Below are 21,370 nucleotides of genomic sequence, written 5' to 3'. Positions count from 1 at the left end.
CGGGTGTGTGTTTTTCGGGGGGGATCTCTACCGGGGATCCGCGGCGAAACCCGCGAGGCTGGTGGAGACCACCTCGGGCCTGCCGTCGTTCTGCACGGGCGCCGCGGTCAGCACGTCGAGGTGCTGGTAGCCGGGGGCGACCACCGGGTGCAGGCCGGCCGGGACGCGGCCCGCGAGGAGCCCGTCGCCGGCGAGGACGGTGAGCGTCGGGTTCGCCTTCAACCCGTCGGGGTGCACGACGAGTTGCTCGATCTGCGGGGAGCCGGCGAGCTCGATGTCGGTGACCAGCTTGGTGGGGAAGTACTGCTCGGTGAAGTCCAGCGGCTGCTCGGCCAGACTGCGGGCCAGCTCCCGGATGTCGGTGACCTCCTTGGAGGCGCTGGTGAAGGGGGTGCCGTCGGCGGAGCGGTGTCCGGGGTCGTCCGCGGCGCCGACACGGTCGTAGTCGCGCCAGGTGTACAGCGGTCCGTGCGGCTCGGCGGGAATGGCCTTGTACTCGACGCCGAACAGCTGCGGCTGCGACGAACTGCCGTTGGCGGCCGGGAAGTTCTTGTCCGTGATCGGCCCGCCGTCGAAGAAGCCGACGCTGCTCTGCAGGAACGCCAGCGGTACGGAGTTGTCGTCCAGCAGCGCGCCGAGCACGGCGTCGTTGGTGAGCCGGAAGTCCTTCACGGCCGGTGAGCCGGTGAGGAAGGTGGCGGTGTCCTTGGAGAACAGGAAGCGGTTGGTGGCTTCGATGTTGACGTTGGACGGCAGAGAGGAGGGCAGGTCCGCCTCCGCGTCGGGGGCCTTCACCGCGCCCAGTCCGGCGATGCCGAGCAGGGTCATGGTCTCGGGGTTGAGGAGCACGGGCGCGGACAGCGAGCGGGGCAGCACCCCGCTGTCGAGTCCGGCCTGCACGGCGGTGTAACCGATGCCGACGTCGGGCAGGTTGGTGTCGCCGGGCACGCTGCCGCTGAGGTCGGCGAGGGACGTGGAGATCGTGGTGTCGAGGGCGAAGTACCCGGCGCACTGGTTCTGTCCGGCGTCCGCCGTGGTCGCCGGATCGCCATCGAAGTCGGCGGCCGCGAAGTAGCCGGTGATCACCCCGCCCAGGGAGTGCCCGCCGCACAGCACCTTGCGCCCCCGCAGCGTCCGGTCGGGCAGCTCGGCGGTGAGCAGGTCGTACTCGTCCCGCACGGTCTGCCGGATGCCGAGGCTGGCCAGCCACCCCAGCCGGCCGTTGCCGACGTACCCGGCGAAGGTGCGGCCGGCGACCTGCTTGCCGCGGTAGTAGTAGTCGACGGCCGTGTGCTCGTCGCCGGAGGCGATGCCCGTCCGGTCCTCCAGACAGTTCGAGCGGCGGTCCAGGGCCCAGAACTCGATGTGCCGGCTCTCTTCCGCGGCCCGTGCGACGGTGTCGCGGGCGACGCTGTCGAACGCTCCGGCACCCTCAAGGATGCCCGGCTGGGCGACCAGGATCCGGTCCGCGTCGGCCGGCTGGCTCGGCCCGTCGGCGGAGCGGTAGCGCAGGTACGACAGCCAGTCGCAGGCCTCCGGGTGGGCCCCGAACGACTGCGGCAGCGGCACCTTCACCCGCACCACCGTCTCCACGACACCGTCGGCCGGGTGCGTCGACGCCACGGCCGTCTCGGTCCGGGCCGCGCCGTCCCCCTGGGCCCGCGGGGCCGCGGCGGTGAGCGCGCCCGCGGTCAGCAGCGCCGCCAGCGCGGCGCCGCGCCATGTCCTTCCTGTTCTCCGACTCGTCTTCATAGCCGGACCGTAGGACCGCGACACCCACGCGATCCGGAAGTGCTCACAACAACGCAGCACGCGACGCCCCACTTGTCACCGGCACGCAGCGAGCCGGATCCTTCTGAACGATCTAGGCGTCCTCGACCACCGCCATGACCGGCGTGCCGAGCTCGACGGTGCGGCTGACGGTGCACAGGCGGTCGTGGGAGACGCCGACCGCCCGGGGCAGGATCGCGCGGGCCCGGTCGCCCAAGGCGCCGTCCGGGAAGGTGACCGAGAATCTGACCTCGAGGTCGGTCATCCGGTTGCCCAGCTCGTCGCCGACCTTGTTGCCGCTCACGGTGACGGTGAAGGCCTCGGGCTCCGCATGCCGGCTGGTGGCGACGTCCACGTCGACCGCCGTGCAGCCGCCGAGCGCGGCGAGCAGCAGCTCGACGGGGGTGAAGTCCGTACCGTCCCCGGTACCGAAGTCGATCGTGGCGCCGTGGGCGTTCGTCGCGGTGAACCGGCCGGGACCGGTGCGCTCGACGGTGACGGCGCGCAGAGAGCCCTCGCTCATGGACCAACCAATCTCTCGGAGTCTTTCGACCCCGTCATGCTCTCCGCAGCGACCGGCCCGGTTCAAACAGCCACGGCGTCGGACGGCTACACACCGTCGGCCGCCGCGGCGCTCGGGGCCTGGGTGCCCGTGGTGCCGAAGCGGATGCCCTTGGCCTCCTTGCCGACGGCGCTCAGCACGACCACCGCGGCCAGCGCGGGGACCACGGTCCACGCGATCGCCGGCGGATAGCCGTGCCGCTCGGCGATGGCCTCCTGGATGGGCAGGTTGAGGGCGGCGATGAGATTGCCGAGCTGGTAGGTGACACCGGGGTAGAAGCCGCGGATCGCGTCGGGGCTCATCTCGGTCAGATGCGCGGGGATGACGCCCCAGGCCCCCTGGACGCAGACCTGCATCAGGAAGGAGGAGAGCATCAGCCAGCCGACGGTGGTGGACAGCACGAAGAAGGGCACGACGACCAGGCCCCCGGTCGCCGCGATCATGATCGTACGGCGGCGTCCCAGCTGCTCGGACAGGGCGCCGAGCAGGGAGCCCCCGATGATGGCGCCGACGTTGTAGACGATCGCGATGGCGATGGAGGTGTCCGCGGACAGGCCGAGGCCCTTCTTCACGAAGGTCGGATAGACGTCCTGGGTGCCGTGCGACATCCAGTTGAAGGCGGTCATCAGCGCGACCAGGTACACGAAGCGCTTCAGCACCGCCGGGTTCCTGAAGACCTGGTGGGCGGGGGTGCGGTTGACGGCGACGCTCTTCTCCCACACCTCGCTCTCCTCCACCCGGGTGCGCACCCAGAGGGCGACCAGGGCGGGCACCAGGCTGAAGGCGAACAACCCCCGCCAGCCGAAGGCGGGTTCGATGCCGAGGAAGGCCACGGCGGCGAGCAGATAGCCCAGCGAGTAGCCGCTCTGCAGCAGCCCCGACCAGAATCCGCGCCGCTCCGCCGGGATCTTCTCCATGGCGAGCGCCGCGCCCAGGCCCCACTCGCCGCCCATGCCGATGCCGTACAGCAGGCGCAGTACCAGCAGCACGGCGTAGTTGGGGGCGAAGGCGCAGGCGAAGCCGACGACCGAGTAGAAGACGACGTCGACCATGAGCGGCAGCCGGCGGCCCCGGCGGTCGGCCCACAGGCCGAAGAGGAAGGCACCGACCGGCCGCATCACCAGCGTGGCGGTGGTCAGGAACGCCATGTCGGTGAGGGAGACGTCGAAATCGTCGGCGATCTCGCTGTAGACGAGGACCACCAGGAAGTAGTCGAAGGCGTCCATCGCCCAGCCCAGGTAGGCGGCGACGAAGGCGTTGCGCTGATCCCTGGTGAGACCTGTTGCCTGTTCCCGGACGGTCTTCAGCATGCCGGTCCTTCCCACGGCTCCGCGGGTCAGGCTAGGTGGGGGTGAATGGGCGGGCAATGCAAGAACCGGCAAAACAAGCGCCACGATCGCCTCGGGCATCACCGCACCAACGGGACTGACCCGACGTCAACAAACAAACAGGTCAAGGTGATTGGGCCCGATGATGCACATGATCCGCGCCTGGGAGAATAACGTGGACGCCGACGACCGGCGTTCGACCATCCGTGGTTCCACCATCCCGTACCCACAGGAGCGTCCATGGCTGAGCAGGCGGAGAACTCCGAGCGAGAGCCGTTGCCCAAGATCGACACCTCTGTGCCGCAGTCGGCCCGGATCTGGAACTACTGGCTGGGAGGGAAGGACAACTACGAAGTCGACCGGGTGGCCGGTGACGCGTTCCGGGAGATCTTCCCCGGTATCGAGACCGGTGCCCGCGCCGCCCGTTACTTCCTCGCCCGCGCCGTCCGCCACCTGGCCGGCGAGGAGGGCGTCCGCCAGTTCCTGGACATAGGAACCGGACTGCCCAACGTGGACAACACCCACCAGATCGCCCAGCGGGTGGCCCCGGAGTCCCGGATCGTCTACGTCGACAACGACCCGCTGGTCCTGGCCCACGCGCGGGCCCTGCTCACCAGCACCCCGGAGGGCGTCACCAACTACGTCGACGCCGACCTGCGCGATCCGGAGACGATCCTGCGGGAGGCCGCGAAGACGCTGGACTTCGACAAGCCGGTCGCCCTCATGCTGATGGGCATCCTGGGCCATGTCGAGGACCACGACAAGGCGTGCTCGATCGTCCGCCGGCTGGTGGCCGGGCTGCCGTCGGGCAGCTTTCTGGTGCAGTACGACAGCACCGACACCAGCAAGGCCTACCTCGAGGCGATCCAGCAGTACAACGAGGGCGGATCGATCCCCTACATCCTCCGCAGCCCCGAGCAGATCGCCCGCTACTTCGACGGCCTGGAACTGCTCGAACCGGGCGTGGCCTCGTGTTCGCGCTGGCGCCCCGACGACGGCGCCTGGGGTCTGCCCGCGGAGGTGCACCAGTACGGCGGTGTCGCCCGCAAGCCCTGACGGCCGAGGCGCCCGCCGGGTCAGGTCTCCTGGAGGATGCGGTGGAGGATCGTCGGGGTCTCGTCCGGCGATTCGGCCTCCACCACCAGGCGGTTCATGGCGTCCCAGTAGCACTCGACGTCGGCGGGCCGGTCGGGATAGAGCGCGGTGGCGAGTCGTTCGAGGTGGACCACGTCGGGCAACTCGCTGCCGGGCAGCCGCACGATGGTCATGGGACCGCTCTCCGCGGAGTGACCGCCGGCGAGGAACGGCAGGACCTGTACGGAGACCCGCGGGTGCCCGCACATCTCGATGAGATGCCTGAGCTGGGCGCGCATCGTGGGCAGGCCGCCCACCGGGCGGCGCAGCGCCGCCTCGTCGATGACGGCCCAGAGCCGGGTCGCCGACCGGCCGTCGAGGATCCGCTGCCGGGTCATCCGTAAGGCGAGGTGCCGGTCGATCTCGCCCTCGGAGGCGTCCGCGTGGGCGAGCCGGATGGCGGCACGGGCGTAGTCGCGGGTCTGCAACAGGGCCGGGACGCGCTGGACTTCGTAGCAGCGGATGAGGGCCGCCGCCTGCTCCGCCGCGAGGTAGGCCTGCGACCAGGCGGGCACCACGTCGTGGTAGTCCTGCCACAACGCGGGAGTGTTGGCCGCCTCGGCCAGTGTCAGCAGGGTGGCTCGCTCCGCCTCGTCCGTGACGCCGTAGAGGGTGAGCAGATCGGCCACGTCGCGCAGCTTGAACCCGTGCCGCCCGGCCTCCATCCGGCTGATCTTCGACCGGGAGCCGCGGATGACCTGCCCCGCCTCCTCTCGGGAGACACCCCGCCCCTCCCGCAGCCTCCGCAGCCGCGCCCCCAGGAGCAGTCTCGGCACCATGGGCCCGGCGGACGGACCACCCAGAACCCCCGTGACGGACGGTGTGCTTGCGGTCTCTTCGACGCCCATGGGCATGCTCCTCGCGGTGAACTCCACCATCGTAGGGCCCGGTTGACACCAGGACCCGGCTTCACCGAACCGACATGGCTCGATTCCGGCGAACGTTCACGGCGCCCCGTCGCCCCACCTCCGGAACCCTCCACCGCGGGCGCCCCGGTCCGACTCAAACCGCCTAAAATGGGATAAGCACTCCACGGATGATCGAGGTCAGCGTGTCGGCCAACGGTATGGCATCGATCTCGTACCCGCTCGGCGCCGCGGGTGTCGGCGAGGCGCCCGAACGCGACGACGCGTTGGTCAGGGCCGTGATCCATGCCGTGGAGGTCACCGGAGCACACACCGGAAGCGTGTTCCTGCTCTCCGGCGACCATCGCTCGCTCATGGTGGCCGCGTCCTGCGGGTCACCGCCCTCCCTGCTCACCGGGTGGCGTCGGATCCCGGTGAGCAGCCGTATACCGGTGGCGGAGGCGTACCGCTCCGGGCGCATGGTCCACCTGGCCGGCGCGGAGGAGACGATGCGGCGCTTCCCCCAGCTCTCGATCGCCCTGCCCTACCCGTTCGGCTCCGCGTCGGTCCCCGTACGGGCGGGCGGGCGCACCTTCGGTGCCATCGCCGTGGTGTGGACGGCCAAGCGGGACGGGACGGGCCTGTCGAGGGCGCAGCGCCGGCAGCTGCGCGCCACCGCCGACCGGCTGGGCACCGCCCTCGCCGGGCTGCGGGCCCATGGCGGACTCGGTGAGTACGACGAGCGGGCCGCCCCGGTACTGGTCCCGCTGCCGTCCGCCCCGATGATCCGGGTGGGCCTGTTCGACTGGAATCTCGGCACCGGTGCCCTCACCGCCGACGACGAACTGTGCGCGATCCTCGGGATCGAGCCCCGCGAGTTCGACGGGCAGGCGGCCACGCTGGCGGCCCGTGTCGAGCCGGCGGATCTGCCCGGTTTCCGCTCCGCCGCCCGTGCAGCGGTCGAGGAGGGGCACGTACTGGCGCACGGGCTGCGCATCCTGGACGGCCGTGGTGGGCACCGCGTCATCGAGCTGTGGGGCCGGGTGCCGGAGAGCCCCGACGACCCGGATGCCTCGTGCCACCTGGTCGGCGCCGTGCTCGACTCCGGGAGCGGCATGGCCGCCGTCGCGGCGATCGAGCGGCTCGCGGACGGTTTCTTCGCGCTCTCTCCGGACGGACGCATCGCCTACGCCAACCACAGCCTGGAGGAACTGCTGCGGGTCCGCCAGGACGAACTCCTCGGCCGGCGCCCCTGGGACGTCCTGCCCTGGCTGGCCGATCCCGTGTACGAGGACCGCTACCGGGCCGCCGTCGTCTCCCAGCAGCCGGTCTCCTTCCTGGTCCGCCGCCCACCGGACGAGTGGCTGGTCTTCTCCCTCCACCCGGGCGCCCAGGGCATGACGGGATGGGCCTCACGCGTGCGACAGCCCGTACCGGCCGGCACCGGACCCGGTACACCGGTCACCGAGGAGGTACCGCCCATCTCGCCGGCGGCTCCGCCCGCGGTCCCCCGCCTGGGTGCCCTCTACCGGGTGCTCTCGCTGGGCAGCGCCCTCACCGAGGCGGTCACCGCGCACGAGGTGTTCGATGCCGTCGCCGATCAGCTGCTGCCCGCTTTCGGCGGCCAGAAGCTGGCGATCGCCGTGGTCGAGGAGCGGCGCCTGCACCTGCTCGCCCAGCGCGGCTACTCGAAACGCTTCCTCGCCCGGTTCGAGGGCACCCCGCTGCACGCCCGGCTGCCCGTGACGGACGCGCTGACCTCCGGCGCCCCGCTCTTCGTCGAGTCCCGGGAGCAGCTGCGCGCCATGTACCCCGGGATCATGGTGGGCCACACCAACTCCTGGGCGTTCCTTCCGTTGATCGCCTCGAACCGCCCGGTGGGCGGCTGCATGCTCGGCTTCGACGACGTCCACCGGTTCCCCGACGAGGAGCGCGGCGTCCTCACCGCACTGGGCGGCCTGATCGGCCAGGCCCTGGAACGCGCCAGGCTCTACGACGCCGAATTCGCCCTCGCCCGCGGCCTGCAGGACGCGCTGCTGCCGCACCGGCTGCCCTCCGTGCCGGGTCTGCGCGTCACCGGACGCTACCTTCCGGGCACCCGGGGGATGGAGATCGGCGGCGACTGGTACGACGTCATCCCGACCGGCGACGACGTCTCACTGATCGTCGGGGACGTCGAGGGGCACAACGTCCCCGCCGCGGCCGCCATGGGCCAACTGCGCAGCGCCATGCGGGCCTTCGTCGCCGCAGGTCACCGACCGGGCGAGGTCGTCGCCGGCACCAACCGGCTCCACATGGACCTCGACCCGGCGCTCCTCGCCAGCTGCTGCTACGCCCGGCTCCATCCCCGCTCGGGGACGGTGCGCATCGTCCGCGCGGGCCATCTCCCGCCCCTGCTGCGCCTGTCCGACGGCCACACCAGGATCCTGGACGTGCCCGGCGGCCCACTGCTCGGCATCGACGCGGCGGCACACTTCCCGGAATCGGAGCTGCGTCTGGCTCCCGGGTCGGTCCTCGCCCTGTACACGGACGGGTTGATCGAGAGGCGCGACTCGGACATCGGCTCCGACGTCGAGCGGCTCCGGGCGTCGCTGGCCCGTCTGGGCGGGGGCCGCCTGGACGATCTGGCGGACGGGTTGCTGCGGGACGCCTGCCAGGTCCTCCCCGACCGGGCGGACGACATCGCCCTCCTGCTCACCGAGTACGCACCGCCGCGTTGACCGGTCCCCGCCGCCACCGTCACCTGCCCCAGATCTTCCGGTACGCCTCCCGGTATCCCACCGGATCCCAGCTCGTGGCGCCCTGACTGTTGTCCGCCGTGCTGATGTGGACGGGGGCGACATAACCACTGGCCGGTCGGCCCGAGAAGGCGCGGTTGAACTCGTCGACGATCTGCCAGCCCTGCAGGGACAGCGGCTCGGGCACGGTGGCCGCCTGATACTGCCCGCTGTTGATGCGCTCGAACGCGGAGGGGTCCCCGTCGCCCGCGCCGATGTTGAAGGGCGGCCCTGCGCCGTTCTTGCCGGCCGCGCGGAAGGCCGGGGCGGCGTCGGCGAAGTACAGGTCGTTGATGGCCACCGAGTGGGTCCATCTGCCCTGGAAGCGGGAGAGGAGTGAGGAGATCTCCCGGGGCGTGCGGCTGCTCGCGTCCGGGAGCGGGATGTTCTCGTACGCCAGCAGCCGCACGCCCGCGCAGGTGGCCAGCTCCTTCCTGATCAGGTCGGACTTGTACTTGGCGAAGGGGATGGAGGCGTCGGTGAAGACCACGGCCCCGGCGGTGCCGTGGGAACTCGCGATGACCCACTGCCCACTGGCTCTGGCGACGTCCTCGACCTTGGTGGTGACGTTGGTGAAGAGCCTGGGGCGCCGGCTGGGGCCGGGGGCGGCGACCGCGTGCCAGCCGACGAGCGGGATGCCCGCCGCATTCGCGCGCGCCACCTGCTGCGAGGTCGAGCCGGGGTCGAAGCCCCCGATGACGATGCCCGAGGGCCTGACGTCGACGGCCTCGCTCATCGCCGCCTGGATGCCGGCGGGGGTGCCGCCGCCGTCGATCACCCGGACGTCCCAGCCGATGACCCGTGCGGCCTTCCGCACGCCGTCCGCGGCGCCCGCGACTCCGGGATTGGTCATGGTCTGGGCGACGTAGACGATGGTCCTGCCGGCCACGGCGGTGGGGCCGCGGGTCGGTCCGTTCCAGGGGATGTCGGTCCGCTCCGCCCGGCTGACGGCTGCCCGGGCCCTGGCCTGGACCGTGGGGCAGCCGCTCGGGCCCGAGGCGGAGTGCGCCGGGCCGCCCGACGAGCCGCGTTCACAGCCGGCCAGCACGACGACCGCGGCCGCCAGAGCGATGGCGGTGGACCGCGCGTTGCGGACGGTGGGGGTGGTGTTGCGGTTGCGGTTGCGGTGCACGGAAGTTCCTTGCCGAGGATTCCGCCCGGGCCCGACGGCGGTGCCCGTGGCGTGGGTCATGGAGGGCTGCCCGGTGGGCCGTCTTCCTGCGCCACGGCCGGCGAGTCGCGGGCGACGACCGCGCCGGTGCGCAGCCGGCGACGGGCGGAGTAACCGGCCAGCCCGACGGCGAGGAGCAGCGTGCCGCCGTAGAACAGCGGGACCGTCCAGAAATCACCGCCCATCTGGGCGATGCCGGTGAGACCGACGGCGAGGACGGCGACGGCGACGAGGGTGCCGAGGGCGTTGGGGCGGCCGGGTTTGATGGCGGTGGAGCCGAGGAGGGCGCCGACGAATGCGGGCAGCAGGTAGTCGAGGCCGACGCTCGGATTGCCGATCTCCTGCTGGGCCGCGAGCAGCACGCCGGCGAAGCCGACGATCAGCCCCGACGCGGCGAAGGCGAAGACGGTGTATCTGCGGGTCGGGATGCCGACCAGGTCGGCGGCGCGCGGGTTCGACCCGACGACGTACAGGTACCTGCCGACCGGCAGCCGCTCCAGAACCAGCCAGAGGGCGGCCGCGAGGGCGAGAACGTAGAAGGCGGGAACCGGCAGGCCGAGGAACCTGGAGTCGTAGAGGTCGGTGAAGGCGGGCGGGAGTCCCTGCGGGCCGGGGACGATCCGGCTGCCGCCGGTGATCCAGCCGGTCACCGCGTACATCATGCTGCCGGTTCCGAGGGTGGCGATGAACGAGTCGATCCGTCCGAATTCGACGACGACACCGTTGAGGACGCCCACGACGCCGCCTCCGGCGATCACCGTGAGGCAGGCGAGCGGCCAGGGCCACCCGTCGCCCACGACGAGCTGCATCACCATGACGTGCGCCAGGCCGAGACCGTAGCCGATGGAGAGGTCGAACGCGCCGGTCACGATGGGGACCATGGCGGCGAGCGCGAGGACGGCCGGGATCGACTGGTTGGACAGGATCGAGTCGACGGTGTCCCGCGTGGGAAAGGTGCGGGGCAGGGTGAGGGAGAAGATCAGGAAGAGCAGGGCGGTGAGGGCCAGGAGGCCGTAGGCGCCGACGAGTTGCCCGCTCCGCCCGTGCGGTCGGGCCGGTCGCCTAGGTGGACCCGGGCGACGCCGCCGTGGCGGGGGCGCGGACGGAAGGGGGGCGCCGGTCACGAGGTCGCCGTGGTTCCGGAGGAGGGCAGGGCCGACGCCGCCCTGGTGAGCTCGCTGACCGTGAGAGCCGAACCGGTCAGCTCGGCCGTCACGGATCCGCGGACGAAGACCAGAGCGCGTCGGCACACGCCGGCGACCTCCTCGAAGTCGCTGGAGACGAGGAGGACCGCGAGACCGGCTGCGCGGGCCTCGTCGAGCAGGCGGTGGATCGCGGCCTTGGCACCGATGTCCACGCTCGCCGTCGGGTCCTCGAGGATCAGCAGGCGCAGACCCAGCCGCAGCCACCGGCCGATCATGACCTTCTGCTGGTTCCCCCCGGACAGGGTGGCGATGGCGGCCTCGCTGTCACGGGGACGCACCGAGAAGCGTTCGATCAGCGCGCCGGCCTCGGCGCGTTCGCGGCGGGGGCTGATCCAGCGCGGCGCCGACAGGCCTCCCGCGCGAGGATTGGCCAGGAGGTTCTCCCGTACGGTCAGCCCGGCGAGGCAGCCCTCCCGCTGTCTGTCGCCGGGCACGAGGGCGACGCCGTGCCCGACGGCCTGAGCGACCGTACGGGGACGGTACGGGCGACCGCCGAGGAGGGCCCGTCCGGCGAGGAGGGGGCGGCTGCCCGCGAGGGCTCGGGCGAGGTCCATGTGTCCGGCGCCCGTGAGTCCCACCAGGCCGAGCACTTCCCCCTGTCCGAGCTCCAGCGCGACCGGTCCCGTGGCGGCGGTGCGCACCCCCTCCAGGGTCAGCACGGCCGCGCCGCCCGGCGGGGCGGTGAAGGGGTGGTGGCCGGCCGGTTCCCCGCCGGTGATGTCGCGCACCAGGCGGGCGGGACCGTGGCTCGCCGACGAGCCGTGGCTGACCAGGCGTCCGTCGCGCAGCACGGCGACGGTGTCGGCGACCTCGTACACCTCGTCCAGGCGATGGGTGACGTAGAGGATGGCGTGGCCCCGCTCGCGCAGGGTGTGCAGGACGTGGAACAGCCGGGCGCAGTCCGCGGCGGGCAGGCGGGCGGTCGGCTCGTCGAGGACGATGAGTTCCGCCCGTGCCGCCAGGGCTCGTGCCACGGCGACGAGCGATCGCTCGGCCGGGGCGAGGCCGGCGATCGGCGCGTCGGGGTCGAGATGCCCGGCGACGACCCGCAGGGCCTCGGCGCAGTGCTCCCGGGTGCGCCGCCAGGAGATCAGTCCGGCGCGGCGCGGGTACCCGGCGGTCAGGGCGATGTTCTCGGCCACCGTCATCCAGTCCACCAGGCCGAGGTCCTGGTGGATGAAGGACATGTGCCGGGAGGCGGCGTGGGTTCCGAGCGGGTGACCGGCCACGGTGACCCGCCCCGAGTCGGCGTGGTGGACGCCGGCGAGCACCTTGATGAGGGTGGACTTCCCCGCGCCGTTGGGACCGAGGAGCGCGAGGACGCTGCCGGCGTGGACATCGAGGTCGACCCCGGCGAGCGCGACGGTCGCCCCGAAGCGCTTGGTGAGTCCGCGGACACGGACCAGAGGTTCCGCCCCGTGGGGCGGAACCGCGGGCGCAGAGGTGTCGTGGGCCTCGTGCACGGACCTCTCCGGGGTTGGACCTGGTGTGCTCTGCCCGATGTGCATCAGTGATATTAGCCGCACATACCAGATATTTTCCGATACCTTGCCCGGTCTGTGACCCCAACGGAGCACTCGATCGCCGGGCGGGGCTCATGGCCCGTCGAGCCCGCATTCGGCCCAGATGACCTTGCCCTGCCGGGTGTAGCGCGTGCCCCAGCTCCGTGTCAGCTGCGCGACGAGGAACAGGCCGCGGCCCCCCTCGTCGGTGCCGGCCGCCTGCCTCAGGTGCGGGGCGGTGTTGCTGGTGTCGGAGACCTCGCAGATCAGGGAGCGGTCGTGGAGCAGACGTACCCGGATCGGCCCGGCACCGTGCCGGATCGCGTTGGTGACCAGCTCGCTGAGCACCAGTTCGGCGGCGAACGCGGCCTCGTCGAGTCCCCAGTCGGCCAGTTGCCGAGTGGCGGCAGCACGGACGTCGCTGACCCGGGCCGGATCCGCGGGCAGGTCCCAGGTGGCGATCCGTCGGGGATCCAGGGCGTGGGTGCGGGCGACGAGCACGGCGATGTCGTCGTAGGGATGGGCGGGGGCCACGGTGTCGAGCACCGCCTCGCAGGTCTCGTCGGGCGTGCCCGCCGCCCGGGCCAGGGTGGCGCGCAGCTCTTCGAGGACCACGTCGACGTCGCGGTGCCGGTCCTCGATGAGCCCGTCGGTGTAGAGGACCACCTGGCTGTTCTCGGGGAGCTCGAACTCGGTGGCTTCGAACGGCAGGCCGCCGAGACCGAGCGGGGGCCCGGCGGGCAGGTCGGGGAACCACACGGTGCCGTCGGGCCGGACCAGAGCGGGCGGAGGATGGCCGGCGCGGGCCATGGTGCACTGCTGTGTGGTCGGGTCGTAGACGGCGTAGAGACAGGTCGCGCCGATGATGCCCGCGTCCACCGCGCGGGGGTCCTCGCGGTCCAGGCGTGCCACGAGTCTGTCGAGGTGGGTGAGGACCTCGTCCGGGGGGAAGTCGAGTTCGGCGAAACTGCGGGCGGCGGTGCGCAGCCGCCCCATGGTGGCGGCCGAGAGCATTCCGTGGCCGACGACGTCACCGACGAAGAGCCCGACCCGGGTGCCGGACAGGGGTATGACGTCGTACCAGTCCCCTCCGACGTCGGATTCGGCGGGCAGGTAGCGGTGGGCGACCTCGACGGCGTCCTGGTCCGGCACCATCTGCGGGAGCAGGCTGCGCTGCAGGGCCAGGACCATGGTGCGTTCGCGGGTGTAGCGCCGGGCGTTGTCGATGGACAGCGCGGCACGGGCGGCCAGTTCCTGGGCCAGCGACCGGTCGTCGTCCCCGAACGGCGGCGAGCCCTGCGCGCGGTAGAGGCCGGCCACGCCCAGCACGACGCCGCGGGCGACCAGGGGCACCGCGATGAGGGAGTGGACGTGGCTCAGCAGCTGAGCGGAGTGCTCCGCGTCCTGCGTGAGCCAGCCCGCGGCGGCCTTCAGGTCCGGTTCCAGCACGGCCCGGCCGCTCGCCAGACAGTGCGACTGCGGCATCGCCGGACCGTAGTCGATCTGCTTGCCGACCGGCTGGAAGGGAGCGTCGTCACGGATGCCGTGGACCACCGTCCGGCGCAGGTCGCTGCGGGGATCGGCGGACTCCTCGCCGCGCAGCACGGCCTCGGGCAGGTCGACGGTGACGAAGTCGGCCAGGTGGGGCACGGCCGCCTCGGCGAGTTCCCGGGCGGTACCGCGCACGTCCAGCGTGGTGCCGATACGGACACCGGCCTCGGACAGCAGTTCCAGACGGCGGCGCGCGGCGAGGGCGTACGTCCCCACGTGCGGCTCCCCCACCATCACGAGGCCTCTCGCCGCGGGCGTGGGGCCGGAGTTCACGTCCGTCGTGCCGTCACGGCCCGTGACGCCCTCGACGCCCACGGCCATGGGCCCGTGCGCCGTGCCGGCGAGAAGCCCCGACGACGCGGGTGCGGACGGCCGCGCGGGCGCCACGGCGGGAACGGCCGCGGAGCGCGGGAGGGACGTCGCGACGGCGGTCTCGGCAGAGAGGCCCAGCGGCTCGTGGATCTGACGCGGGAGGGCGAGGGGCGCACGCGGTGAGGGACCGGGGAGAACGGCTTCGATGACGAAGCCCTCCACTCCGGAGGCACTCGTCACCGGCCGGCTCACGAGCGTGACCCGACCGCCGTCGGGCAGGGGCACGTCGACACAGGCCCGCTGCGCCCGGGCGATCAGCTCGGCGGCCTTCTCCATGACGATTCCCCGGTCGCGGGGCCTCATCTCCACGGCCAGTTCCCGTATCCCGACGCGGTGCCGTGTGCCCGCGGCAGCCTGCGCCCCGCTGTCCTGGTACGCCTGCAGCAGGGCACGCTCACGCGCGGAACTCTGCGCCAGCAACCCCCGCTCGATGGTCTCGGCCGCCTTGCGGATCACGGCGTCCAGCGCCGGGTTCTCGACGCTGCGCGGATATCCCAGGCACAGGACGCCCTCGATGCGGCCACTGAGCGGGTCGCGGACGGGCAGCGCGCGACAGGCACTTGCCTGGGAGCGCTCGGCGAAGTGCTCGGCGCCGTAGACCCGGATGGGCCGGCGCTCCGCCAGGGCGAGACCGATGCCGTTGGTGCCGGCGACCTGCTCGGCGAAGACGAATCCGGGGACGCTCTGGATGGGCGGAAGGGCTCTGGCCAGGGACGCCTCTCCGAAACGGCGCATCAGCACCGTCCCGTCGGCATCGGCGAGGGAGATGTTCATCGCGCTGCCGGCGAACGTCGCCTGCAGCCGGTCGAGCACCGGAGCGGCCGCGCGGACGATCCGTCCGTCCGGCTCGAAGTCCTCCCGGAAGGGAAGGTCGGTCTGGTCCGGCGACAGCCCCAGCAGCCGGCAGCGCCGCCAGGAAGCCAGGATCGACGCGCGCACCCCCGTGTCGACCGGCTCACCCTGCAGGAAGCGCTCACGGAAACCGGCGGGCCCCGTGCCGCCTGACGCACGCCCTGTCGGTATCGGATCTCCGCCGGACCGAACCACGCTCCGCCTCACTCGCGCCTTCGACAGTCGGATCTTCCGACATGTCGGATATGGACGAGGATACGAGCATCGGAAGCGCGCGTCACTGTGCGCTGAGCGCTCCGCTGGAAGTGCCGCGCTGTGCCGTCGGTCGTCTGCGGCACCGTCGTGGCCGGTCGCGCAGTTCCCCGCGCCCCTTGAGGGGCGCTACCGAACCGCTGCGGACTTCACCGTGTCCGCTTGGGTCCCGCCCACACCGACCGGACCTGATCGGTTCAGAGGACCGCGACCGGGTTGACGGGCGAGCCCGTCCCGCCCGGGACGTTCAGCGGCGCCACGACGAGCAGGAAGTCGTGCCGGCCCGCCTTCGCGGTCGCGGCGGAGAGCGCTTCCAGGTCGAGGTTGTCCAGCAGCGGCACCCCCATGGCGGCGACGGCCAGGGCATGGACCGGCGAGTGCACACCGTCCACGGGGGAGGGCCGTACGTCACTGTCGCCGTCCCCGCCGAGCAGCGCGATGCCGCGCTCGGCCAGCAGCGGCACGGCGTCCACATGAAAGCCCGCGCTGGCCGTGTCCGGGTCCCAGGCACCGAGTTCCTCGCGGCGCCGGACGTGTCCGGAGCGCAGCAGTACCGCGTCGCCCTCGCCGATCGTCACACCGAGCGCCTGCTCCGCGGCGAGGATGTCCTCGGCGTGCACCGCTCGCCCCGGCTCCAGCCAGCGGGTTCTGAGGACGGCGGGCAGATCGAGGAGGACCCCCCTCGTGACGAGGGGTCCGAGCGCCGACACCGCGCCGAAGCGGGCGCCCGCGGCATCGACGACCTCGTGCGCCGTGCGGCCGTCGTACAGCCGCCCCCGGTAGGCGACGTGGCACAGGGCGTCGAGATGGCTGATGCCCTTGCCGTGGTAGTCGGCGGCGATGAAGTCCTTGTGGGTGGAGGGTTCCGGCGCCTCCACGTCACCGAGATCGGTCATGTGGTGCAGCGCGGGCTTGCGGTTGTCGGGGCCGGGCCGGGTGTTCCAGGGCAGCCCCAGCGGGACGACCGTGCCCGTCCCCACCCGCGCCGCGGCCCGCAGCACGTGGTCCGGGGTGACCCGGTTGAAGGCGCCGCGGTCGGCCGGGGACCAGCGGCCCCACGTGCGGAGCGCATCGAAGAGTGCGTCGAACTCCCGACGGGAGACGGCGGGCCCGTCGCCGGAACCTGGACTCATCCGGCCCTCCTTGATCACTGGGCGGTCAGGAGCCCCCGAGGAAGGACAGGCGCACCTTCCGCTGAGAATTGTCCCTGTTCGTGTCCACCAGGCACACCGACTGCCAGGTCCCCAGCTCCAGCTCCCCGCCCACCACCGGCAGCGTCGCGTGCGGCGGCACGAAAGCCGGCAACACGTGGTCCCGGCCGTGCCCGGGGCTGCCGTGGCGGTGCTGCCAGCGGTCGTCGGCCGGGAGGAGGGTGTGGAGGGCGGCGAGGAGGTCGTCGTCGCTGCCCGCCCCCGTCTCGATGACGGCGATTCCGGCGGTCGCGTGCGGCACGAAGATGTTGAGCAGGCCGTCACGGCCTGCGGCCGCCTCCCGCAGGAAGGCCTCGCAGTCGCGGGTCAGGTCGACCACCCTCTCCGTGGAGCCGGTGGTGATGTTCAGGACTCGGGTGGTGAAGGCATCCGACATGACCCCATCCTGACCCCTGCGCCGGGTTTCACACGTGCGTCACGGCCCGCCCGCCGCACGCGGACGGGAAGATCCACGGCCTGCCCACCGTTAGTGGAAACGTGAACAACACGCGCGAGGTCGAGGTAGTCGTCATAGGCGCCGGTCAGGCGGGTCTGTCCAGCGCCTATCACCTGCGCCGCACCGGTTTCGAGCCGGAGCGCGACTTCGTGGTCCTCGACCACTCCCCCGGCCCGGGCGGCGCCTGGCAGTTCCGCTGGCCCTCCCTGACCTACGGCAAGGTCCACGGCATGCACTCCCTGCCCGGCATGGAGCTGACGGACGCCGACCCCGAGCGGCCCTCGTCCGAGGTGATCGCCGAGTACTTCGCCACCTACGAGCGCACCTTCGACCTGCGCGTACGGCGGCCCGTAGATGTCCGTGCCGTGCGGGAGGGGGACGGCGGGCGGCTGCTCGTCGAGACCTCGGACGGCACCTGGTCGACCCGGGCGCTGATCAACGCCACCGGCACCTGGGACCGGCCGTTCTGGCCGCGCTATCGCGGCCAGGAGACCTTCCGGGGGCGGCAGTTGCACACCGCGCAGTACCCCGGGCCCGAGGCGTTCGCGGGTCAGCGGGTGGTCGTGGTGGGCGGGGGTGCCTCCGGTACGCAGCACCTGCTGGAGATCGCCCGGTACGCGGCCGCCACCACCTGGGTCACCCGGCGCCCGCCCGTCTACCACGAGGGCCCCTTCAGCGAGGAGTACGGCCGGGCGGCCGTCGCGCTGGTGGAGGAACGGGTGCGGCAGGGACTGCCGCCGCAGAGCGTCGTGACCGTGACCGGACTGCCGCTCAACGACGCGATCCGGCAGGGCATCGAGGACGGGATCCTCGACCGGCGGCCCATGTTCGACCGGATCACCCCCGACGGCGTGGAGTGGACCGACGGGCGGCGCGTCGACGCCGACGTCATCCTGTGGGCCACCGGCTTCCGGGCGGCCATCGACCATCTCGCGCCGCTGCGGCTGCGCGAGCCCGGCGGCGGGATCCGTGTCGACGGCACCCGCGCGGTCACCGATCCGCGCATCCACCTGGTCGGCTACGGCCCGTCGGCCAGCACCATCGGCGCCAACCGGGCCGGCCGGGCGGCCGTACGGGACATCAGGCGCCTGCTGGCCACGCGGCCGGCCGAGCCGGTCGCCGCGTGAGCCACCGCCGGGTCACTTGGCCGGGCTCGCGCTCTTCTGGTTGGCGTTGAACTCGGCGACGTTGCGCTGGTGCTGGGCGAAGTCGGCGGTGAACCGGGTGTCGCCCGGCTTCACGGTGACGAAGTACAGCCAGTCCCCCGGCGGCGGGTTGATCGCGGCGCGCATCGCGTCCTCGCCCGGGTTGTCGATCGGCGTGGGCGGCAGGCCCATGCGCTGGTACGAGTTGTAGGGGCTGTCGATGCGCGTGTCGCCGGCGCTGGTCCTGAGCGAGGCGCGGTTGAGGGCGTAGTTGACGGTGGAGTCCATCTGCAGCGGCATCCCGTGTTCCAGCCGGTTGAAGATGACCCGTGCCACCTTGCCCATGTCCGCCTTCGAGGCGGCCTCGGCCTGCACGATGCTCGCGATGGTGACCGCCTGGTACACGTTCATGGCGTTGCGCTGGGCGCCGGCCGCGACCGGGGCGCCGTTGAACTTCTTGTTCGCGGTGTCGACCATGTACGCCAGCAGGGACTCGGGGGTCGCCTTCCTGCCGTTGCTCTCCAGCGGATACGTCGCCGGGAAGAGATAGCCCTCCGGGTTGCCGTCGGCGTCGTTCGGCAGCTTCAGGCCGGCCTTGGCGATCGACCTCCTGGTACTGCCGGCGGGCAGCGCCAGGGCCTTGTCGACGGCGTCGTAGACCTGCCCCGCGCGCCAGCCCTCCGGGATGACCAGGGACGTCGGCCTGGCGTGCTGCTCCCTCTCCAGGGTCAGCAGCGGCACCGCCACGGCGGTGCCGGCCACGACGGCTCCGGTCGCGATGAGGGCGAACCGGCCCCTGCGCGTCAGTCGAATCGCGCTCCGAGTGCTCGGTGGCGGAGTGTTCTGGTCCATGCGGGCACGGTAACCCGCATATCGTCATAAACCCGGCATATTTTCAGCTTGTCGGTTCCAGTTGGGCATCCCGGCGTACGAGGGCCGCGTACCGCCCGTCGCGCTCCAGGAGTTCCTCGTGCGTGCCCCGCTCGGCCACCCGCCCGGAGTCGAGGACCACGATCTGGTCGGCACCCCGGATGGTGGACAGGCGGTGGGCGATGGTGAGCGTGGTGCGGTTGGCCGAGAGGGCGTCGATGGCGTCCTGGACGGCCGCCTCGGTACGGGTGTCCAGGGCGCTGGTCGCCTCGTCGAGGATGAGGACCGGCGGGTCGCGCAGGATGGTGCGGGCGATGGCCAGGCGCTGCTTCTCACCTCCGGAGAAGCGGTGGCCGCGCTCGCCGACGACCGTGTCGTAGCCGTCGGGCAGGGACGCGATGTGCTCGTGGATCTGGGCCGCCCTGGCCGCCGCCTCGAGTTCCGCGTCGGTGGCGTCCGGCTTGGCGAAGCGCAGGTTCTCGGCGACCGAGGCGTGGAAGAGGTACGTCTCCTGGGAGACGACGCCGACCGCACGGGCGAGGGTGTCGAAGTCGAGGTCGCGGACGTCGACGCCGTCGAGGGTGACTCGGCCGCCGGTGACGTCGTAGAGGCGCGGGACGAGATAGCCGAGCGTCGATTTTCCGGCGCCGGTCGGACCGACGACGGCGAGGCTGCTGCCGGCCGGGACGGTGACGTCGATGCCGTCGAGGATGGGCCCGCCCTTGTCGTCGTAGCGGAACTCGACGTCCTCGAAGCGGACCTCGCCCTTGATCTGGTCGAGGTGCACCGGGTTCTCGCGCTCGGTGATGTCGATGGGCAGGTCGAGGTACTCGAAGATGCGCTGGAAGAGCGCGAGCGAGGTCTGGATCTGGACACCGGTCGCCAGCAGGCTCACGGCCGGGCGGAACAGGCCCTGCTGGAGCGAGACGAAGGCGACGATCGTGCCGATGGAGACCTTGGGGCCGCCGAGTTGCAGGGCCATGCCCGCCGTCCAGTAGATGATCGCCGGCATGGCGGCCATGACGATGGTGATGACGGCCATCCGCCAGCGCCCGGCCATGTTGGAGCGCACCTCGAGGTCGACCAGCCCCTCGGACTCCTCGGCGAAGGACTTGGTCAGCGAGTCGGAACGGCCCATGGTGCGCCCGAGCAGGATCCCGCTGACGGAGAGCGACTCGGTGACGGTCGCGGCCATCGCGGCCATCTGCTTCTGGCGCTGGGTGGTGATCTTCTTGCGTTCGTTGCCGACACGGCGGCTGATCCACACGAACACCGGGAGCAGCAGGAGGGAGACGACGGTCAGCCGCCAGTCGAGGGCGATCATCGCGACGATGGTGGCGACCACGCTGGTCAGGTTGGAGACCAGGGAGGTGGCGGTGGAGGTGACGGTGGCCTGCATGCCACCGATGTCGTTGGCGATGCGGGACTGGACCTCACCGGTGCGGGTGCGGGTGAAGAACGCCAGCGACATACGCTGCAGACGGCCGTAGACCGCGGTGCGCAGGTCGTGCATGACGCGCTGGCCGACGGTGGTCGAGATCAGGGTCTGCAGCACACCGAAGACGCTGGTGAGGACCGCGCTGACGATCATGCCGAGCGCGAGCAGGCTGAGCAGTCCGGTGCGGCCCTGGGGGATGGCGACGTCCAGGGTCTCCTTGAGGAGGAAGGGCGTGGCCACGGACACCAGGGACGCGGCACCGACCAGCAGTCCGACGACCCCGAGGCGGCCGCGGTAGGGACGGAAGAGCTTCAGGATGCGGCGCACCTGCCGGGGCTGCTGCTTGGCGTCGGCCGGCGGTGTCCAACTGGGTTGGCGATCGGGATGCAATGGACTCCTACGGGAGTGGGACGACGAAGACTGGCGGAGCTTAGCTCATTGTTACCTATACTCACAATGAATGTCGTCCTGATATTGTTCCCGTATGACCACGCCCGATCCAGACGGCCTGCTCGCCGAGCAGTTGCTGCGGTTCACCCGCCGTGTGCACCGCATCCAGAAGCGGCACATCGAGCAGTGCGGCCTGGGGGTCACCCCGGCCCAGTCCCGGCTGTTGCGCACCCTGGCGCACTACGGCTCACCGCCGCGCATGGCCGATCTCGCCGAGCGCCTGGAAGTGGTCCCGCGGGCCGTGACCTCCCTGGTCGACGGACTGGAGGCGAACGGCAAGGTGCGCCGGGTGCCGGATCCGACGAATCGCCGGGTGATCCGGATCGAACTCACGGACGAGGGCCGCAAGGCGCTGAGCGAGGTACGGAGCGCTCGGCGCGCGGCCGCGGCGGAGATTCTGGCGCCGTTGAGCGATGAGCAGCGGGAGGTTCTGGGCGTATTGCTGGACACGTTGGTGGGCGGGGGGACGGAGTCGGGGGCGCGCTGCGGGTAGGTCGCA

16 protein-coding genes are annotated in these 21,370 nt (G+C 71.8%); 4 read left to right on the top strand and 12 right to left on the bottom strand.

All coding sequences use genetic code 11. The features are described 5' to 3' along the window. Window positions 1-27: 27 nt before the first annotated feature. From ACWCQ1_RS24460 to ACWCQ1_RS24450, 3 genes are all read right to left on the bottom strand, one after another. On the bottom strand, window positions 28-1,752 hold the full coding sequence (locus ACWCQ1_RS24460; protein ID WP_451027375.1) for a hypothetical protein: 1,725 nt from the start codon (window positions 1,750-1,752) through the stop codon (window positions 28-30). 112 nt (window positions 1,753-1,864) lie between these two features. Beyond that, a complete protein-coding gene (locus tag ACWCQ1_RS24455; RefSeq protein ID WP_133046883.1) occupies window positions 1,865-2,293 on the bottom strand; it encodes an OsmC family protein in 429 nt (142 codons plus the stop codon). A gap of 86 nt (window positions 2,294-2,379) precedes the next feature. Further along, window positions 2,380-3,642 (bottom strand): MFS transporter, encoded by a 1,263-nt coding sequence (locus ACWCQ1_RS24450; protein ID WP_358603600.1) that lies wholly within the window; start codon window positions 3,640-3,642, stop codon window positions 2,380-2,382. A gap of 258 nt (window positions 3,643-3,900) precedes the next feature. Between ACWCQ1_RS24450 and ACWCQ1_RS24445 the strand changes: the two genes are divergently transcribed. Continuing rightward, window positions 3,901-4,716, top strand: coding sequence for an SAM-dependent methyltransferase (locus ACWCQ1_RS24445; RefSeq protein ID WP_358603597.1), 816 nt, complete (start codon window positions 3,901-3,903; stop codon window positions 4,714-4,716). Window positions 4,717-4,736: 20 nt separating this feature from the next. On the opposite strand, the gene ACWCQ1_RS24440 is transcribed toward ACWCQ1_RS24445, so the two are convergent. Next, window positions 4,737-5,642 (bottom strand): helix-turn-helix domain-containing protein, encoded by a 906-nt coding sequence (locus ACWCQ1_RS24440; protein ID WP_451027374.1) that lies wholly within the window; start codon window positions 5,640-5,642, stop codon window positions 4,737-4,739. A 218-nt stretch (window positions 5,643-5,860) separates the two neighbouring features. Between ACWCQ1_RS24440 and ACWCQ1_RS24435 the strand changes: the two genes are divergently transcribed. Next, window positions 5,861-8,359, top strand: a complete 2,499-nt coding sequence (locus tag ACWCQ1_RS24435; protein WP_451027373.1) for a SpoIIE family protein phosphatase — start codon at window positions 5,861-5,863, stop codon at window positions 8,357-8,359. Window positions 8,360-8,378: 19 nt separating this feature from the next. Here ACWCQ1_RS24435 and ACWCQ1_RS24430 read toward each other — a convergent pair whose 3' ends face one another. The 6 genes from ACWCQ1_RS24430 to ACWCQ1_RS24405 form a co-directional block, all read right to left on the bottom strand. Then, window positions 8,379-9,548: a substrate-binding domain-containing protein gene (locus ACWCQ1_RS24430; RefSeq protein WP_358603588.1), complete on the bottom strand. Its 1,170-nt coding sequence runs from the start codon at window positions 9,546-9,548 to the stop codon at window positions 8,379-8,381. A gap of 56 nt (window positions 9,549-9,604) precedes the next feature. After that, a complete protein-coding gene (locus ACWCQ1_RS24425; RefSeq protein ID WP_358603585.1) occupies window positions 9,605-10,711 on the bottom strand; it encodes an ABC transporter permease in 1,107 nt (368 codons plus the stop codon). Next, window positions 10,708-12,255, bottom strand: a complete 1,548-nt coding sequence (locus ACWCQ1_RS24420; RefSeq protein WP_358603582.1) for a sugar ABC transporter ATP-binding protein — start codon at window positions 12,253-12,255, stop codon at window positions 10,708-10,710. Before ACWCQ1_RS24420 ends, ACWCQ1_RS24425 begins: the two co-directional genes overlap by 4 nt. Before the next feature lie 132 nt (window positions 12,256-12,387). Further along, window positions 12,388-15,264 carry a SpoIIE family protein phosphatase gene (locus tag ACWCQ1_RS24415; RefSeq protein ID WP_451027372.1) on the bottom strand — a complete coding sequence of 959 codons (2,877 nt, stop codon included), beginning with the start codon at window positions 15,262-15,264 and terminating at the stop codon, window positions 12,388-12,390. Window positions 15,265-15,518: 254 nt separating this feature from the next. Next, on the bottom strand, window positions 15,519-16,454 hold the full coding sequence (locus ACWCQ1_RS24410; RefSeq protein WP_358603576.1) for a cyclase family protein: 936 nt from the start codon (window positions 16,452-16,454) through the stop codon (window positions 15,519-15,521). Window positions 16,455-16,479: 25 nt separating this feature from the next. Continuing rightward, on the bottom strand, window positions 16,480-16,908 hold the full coding sequence (locus tag ACWCQ1_RS24405) for a YjbQ family protein (RefSeq protein ID WP_358603573.1): 429 nt from the start codon (window positions 16,906-16,908) through the stop codon (window positions 16,480-16,482). 101 nt (window positions 16,909-17,009) lie between these two features. Here ACWCQ1_RS24405 and ACWCQ1_RS24400 point away from each other — a divergent pair, with 101 nt between their 5' ends. Continuing rightward, entirely contained in the window at window positions 17,010-18,095 is a 1,086-nt protein-coding gene (locus ACWCQ1_RS24400; protein WP_451027371.1) for an NAD(P)-binding domain-containing protein, read from the top strand. 12 nt (window positions 18,096-18,107) lie between these two features. Here the strand turns inward: ACWCQ1_RS24400 and mltG are convergent, their stop codons facing one another. Together mltG and ACWCQ1_RS24390 are read right to left on the bottom strand one after the other, a co-directional pair. Next, window positions 18,108-18,965: an endolytic transglycosylase MltG gene (mltG, locus tag ACWCQ1_RS24395; RefSeq protein WP_358603567.1), complete on the bottom strand. Its 858-nt coding sequence runs from the start codon at window positions 18,963-18,965 to the stop codon at window positions 18,108-18,110. Window positions 18,966-19,008: 43 nt separating this feature from the next. Further along, a complete protein-coding gene (locus tag ACWCQ1_RS24390) occupies window positions 19,009-20,811 on the bottom strand; it encodes an ABC transporter ATP-binding protein (RefSeq protein ID WP_133046895.1) in 1,803 nt (600 codons plus the stop codon). Between the two features lie 94 nt (window positions 20,812-20,905). Here ACWCQ1_RS24390 and ACWCQ1_RS24385 point away from each other — a divergent pair, with 94 nt between their 5' ends. After that, on the top strand, window positions 20,906-21,364 hold the full coding sequence (locus tag ACWCQ1_RS24385) for a MarR family winged helix-turn-helix transcriptional regulator (protein WP_358603564.1): 459 nt from the start codon (window positions 20,906-20,908) through the stop codon (window positions 21,362-21,364). The last annotated feature ends 6 nt before the right edge of the window (window positions 21,365-21,370 follow it).

The sequence above is a fragment of the Streptomyces sp. NPDC002144 genome, from assembly GCF_053593695.1.
The sequence above is the reverse complement of the archived record's forward strand: the minus strand, read 5'-3'. Positions and strand labels throughout refer to the sequence as shown.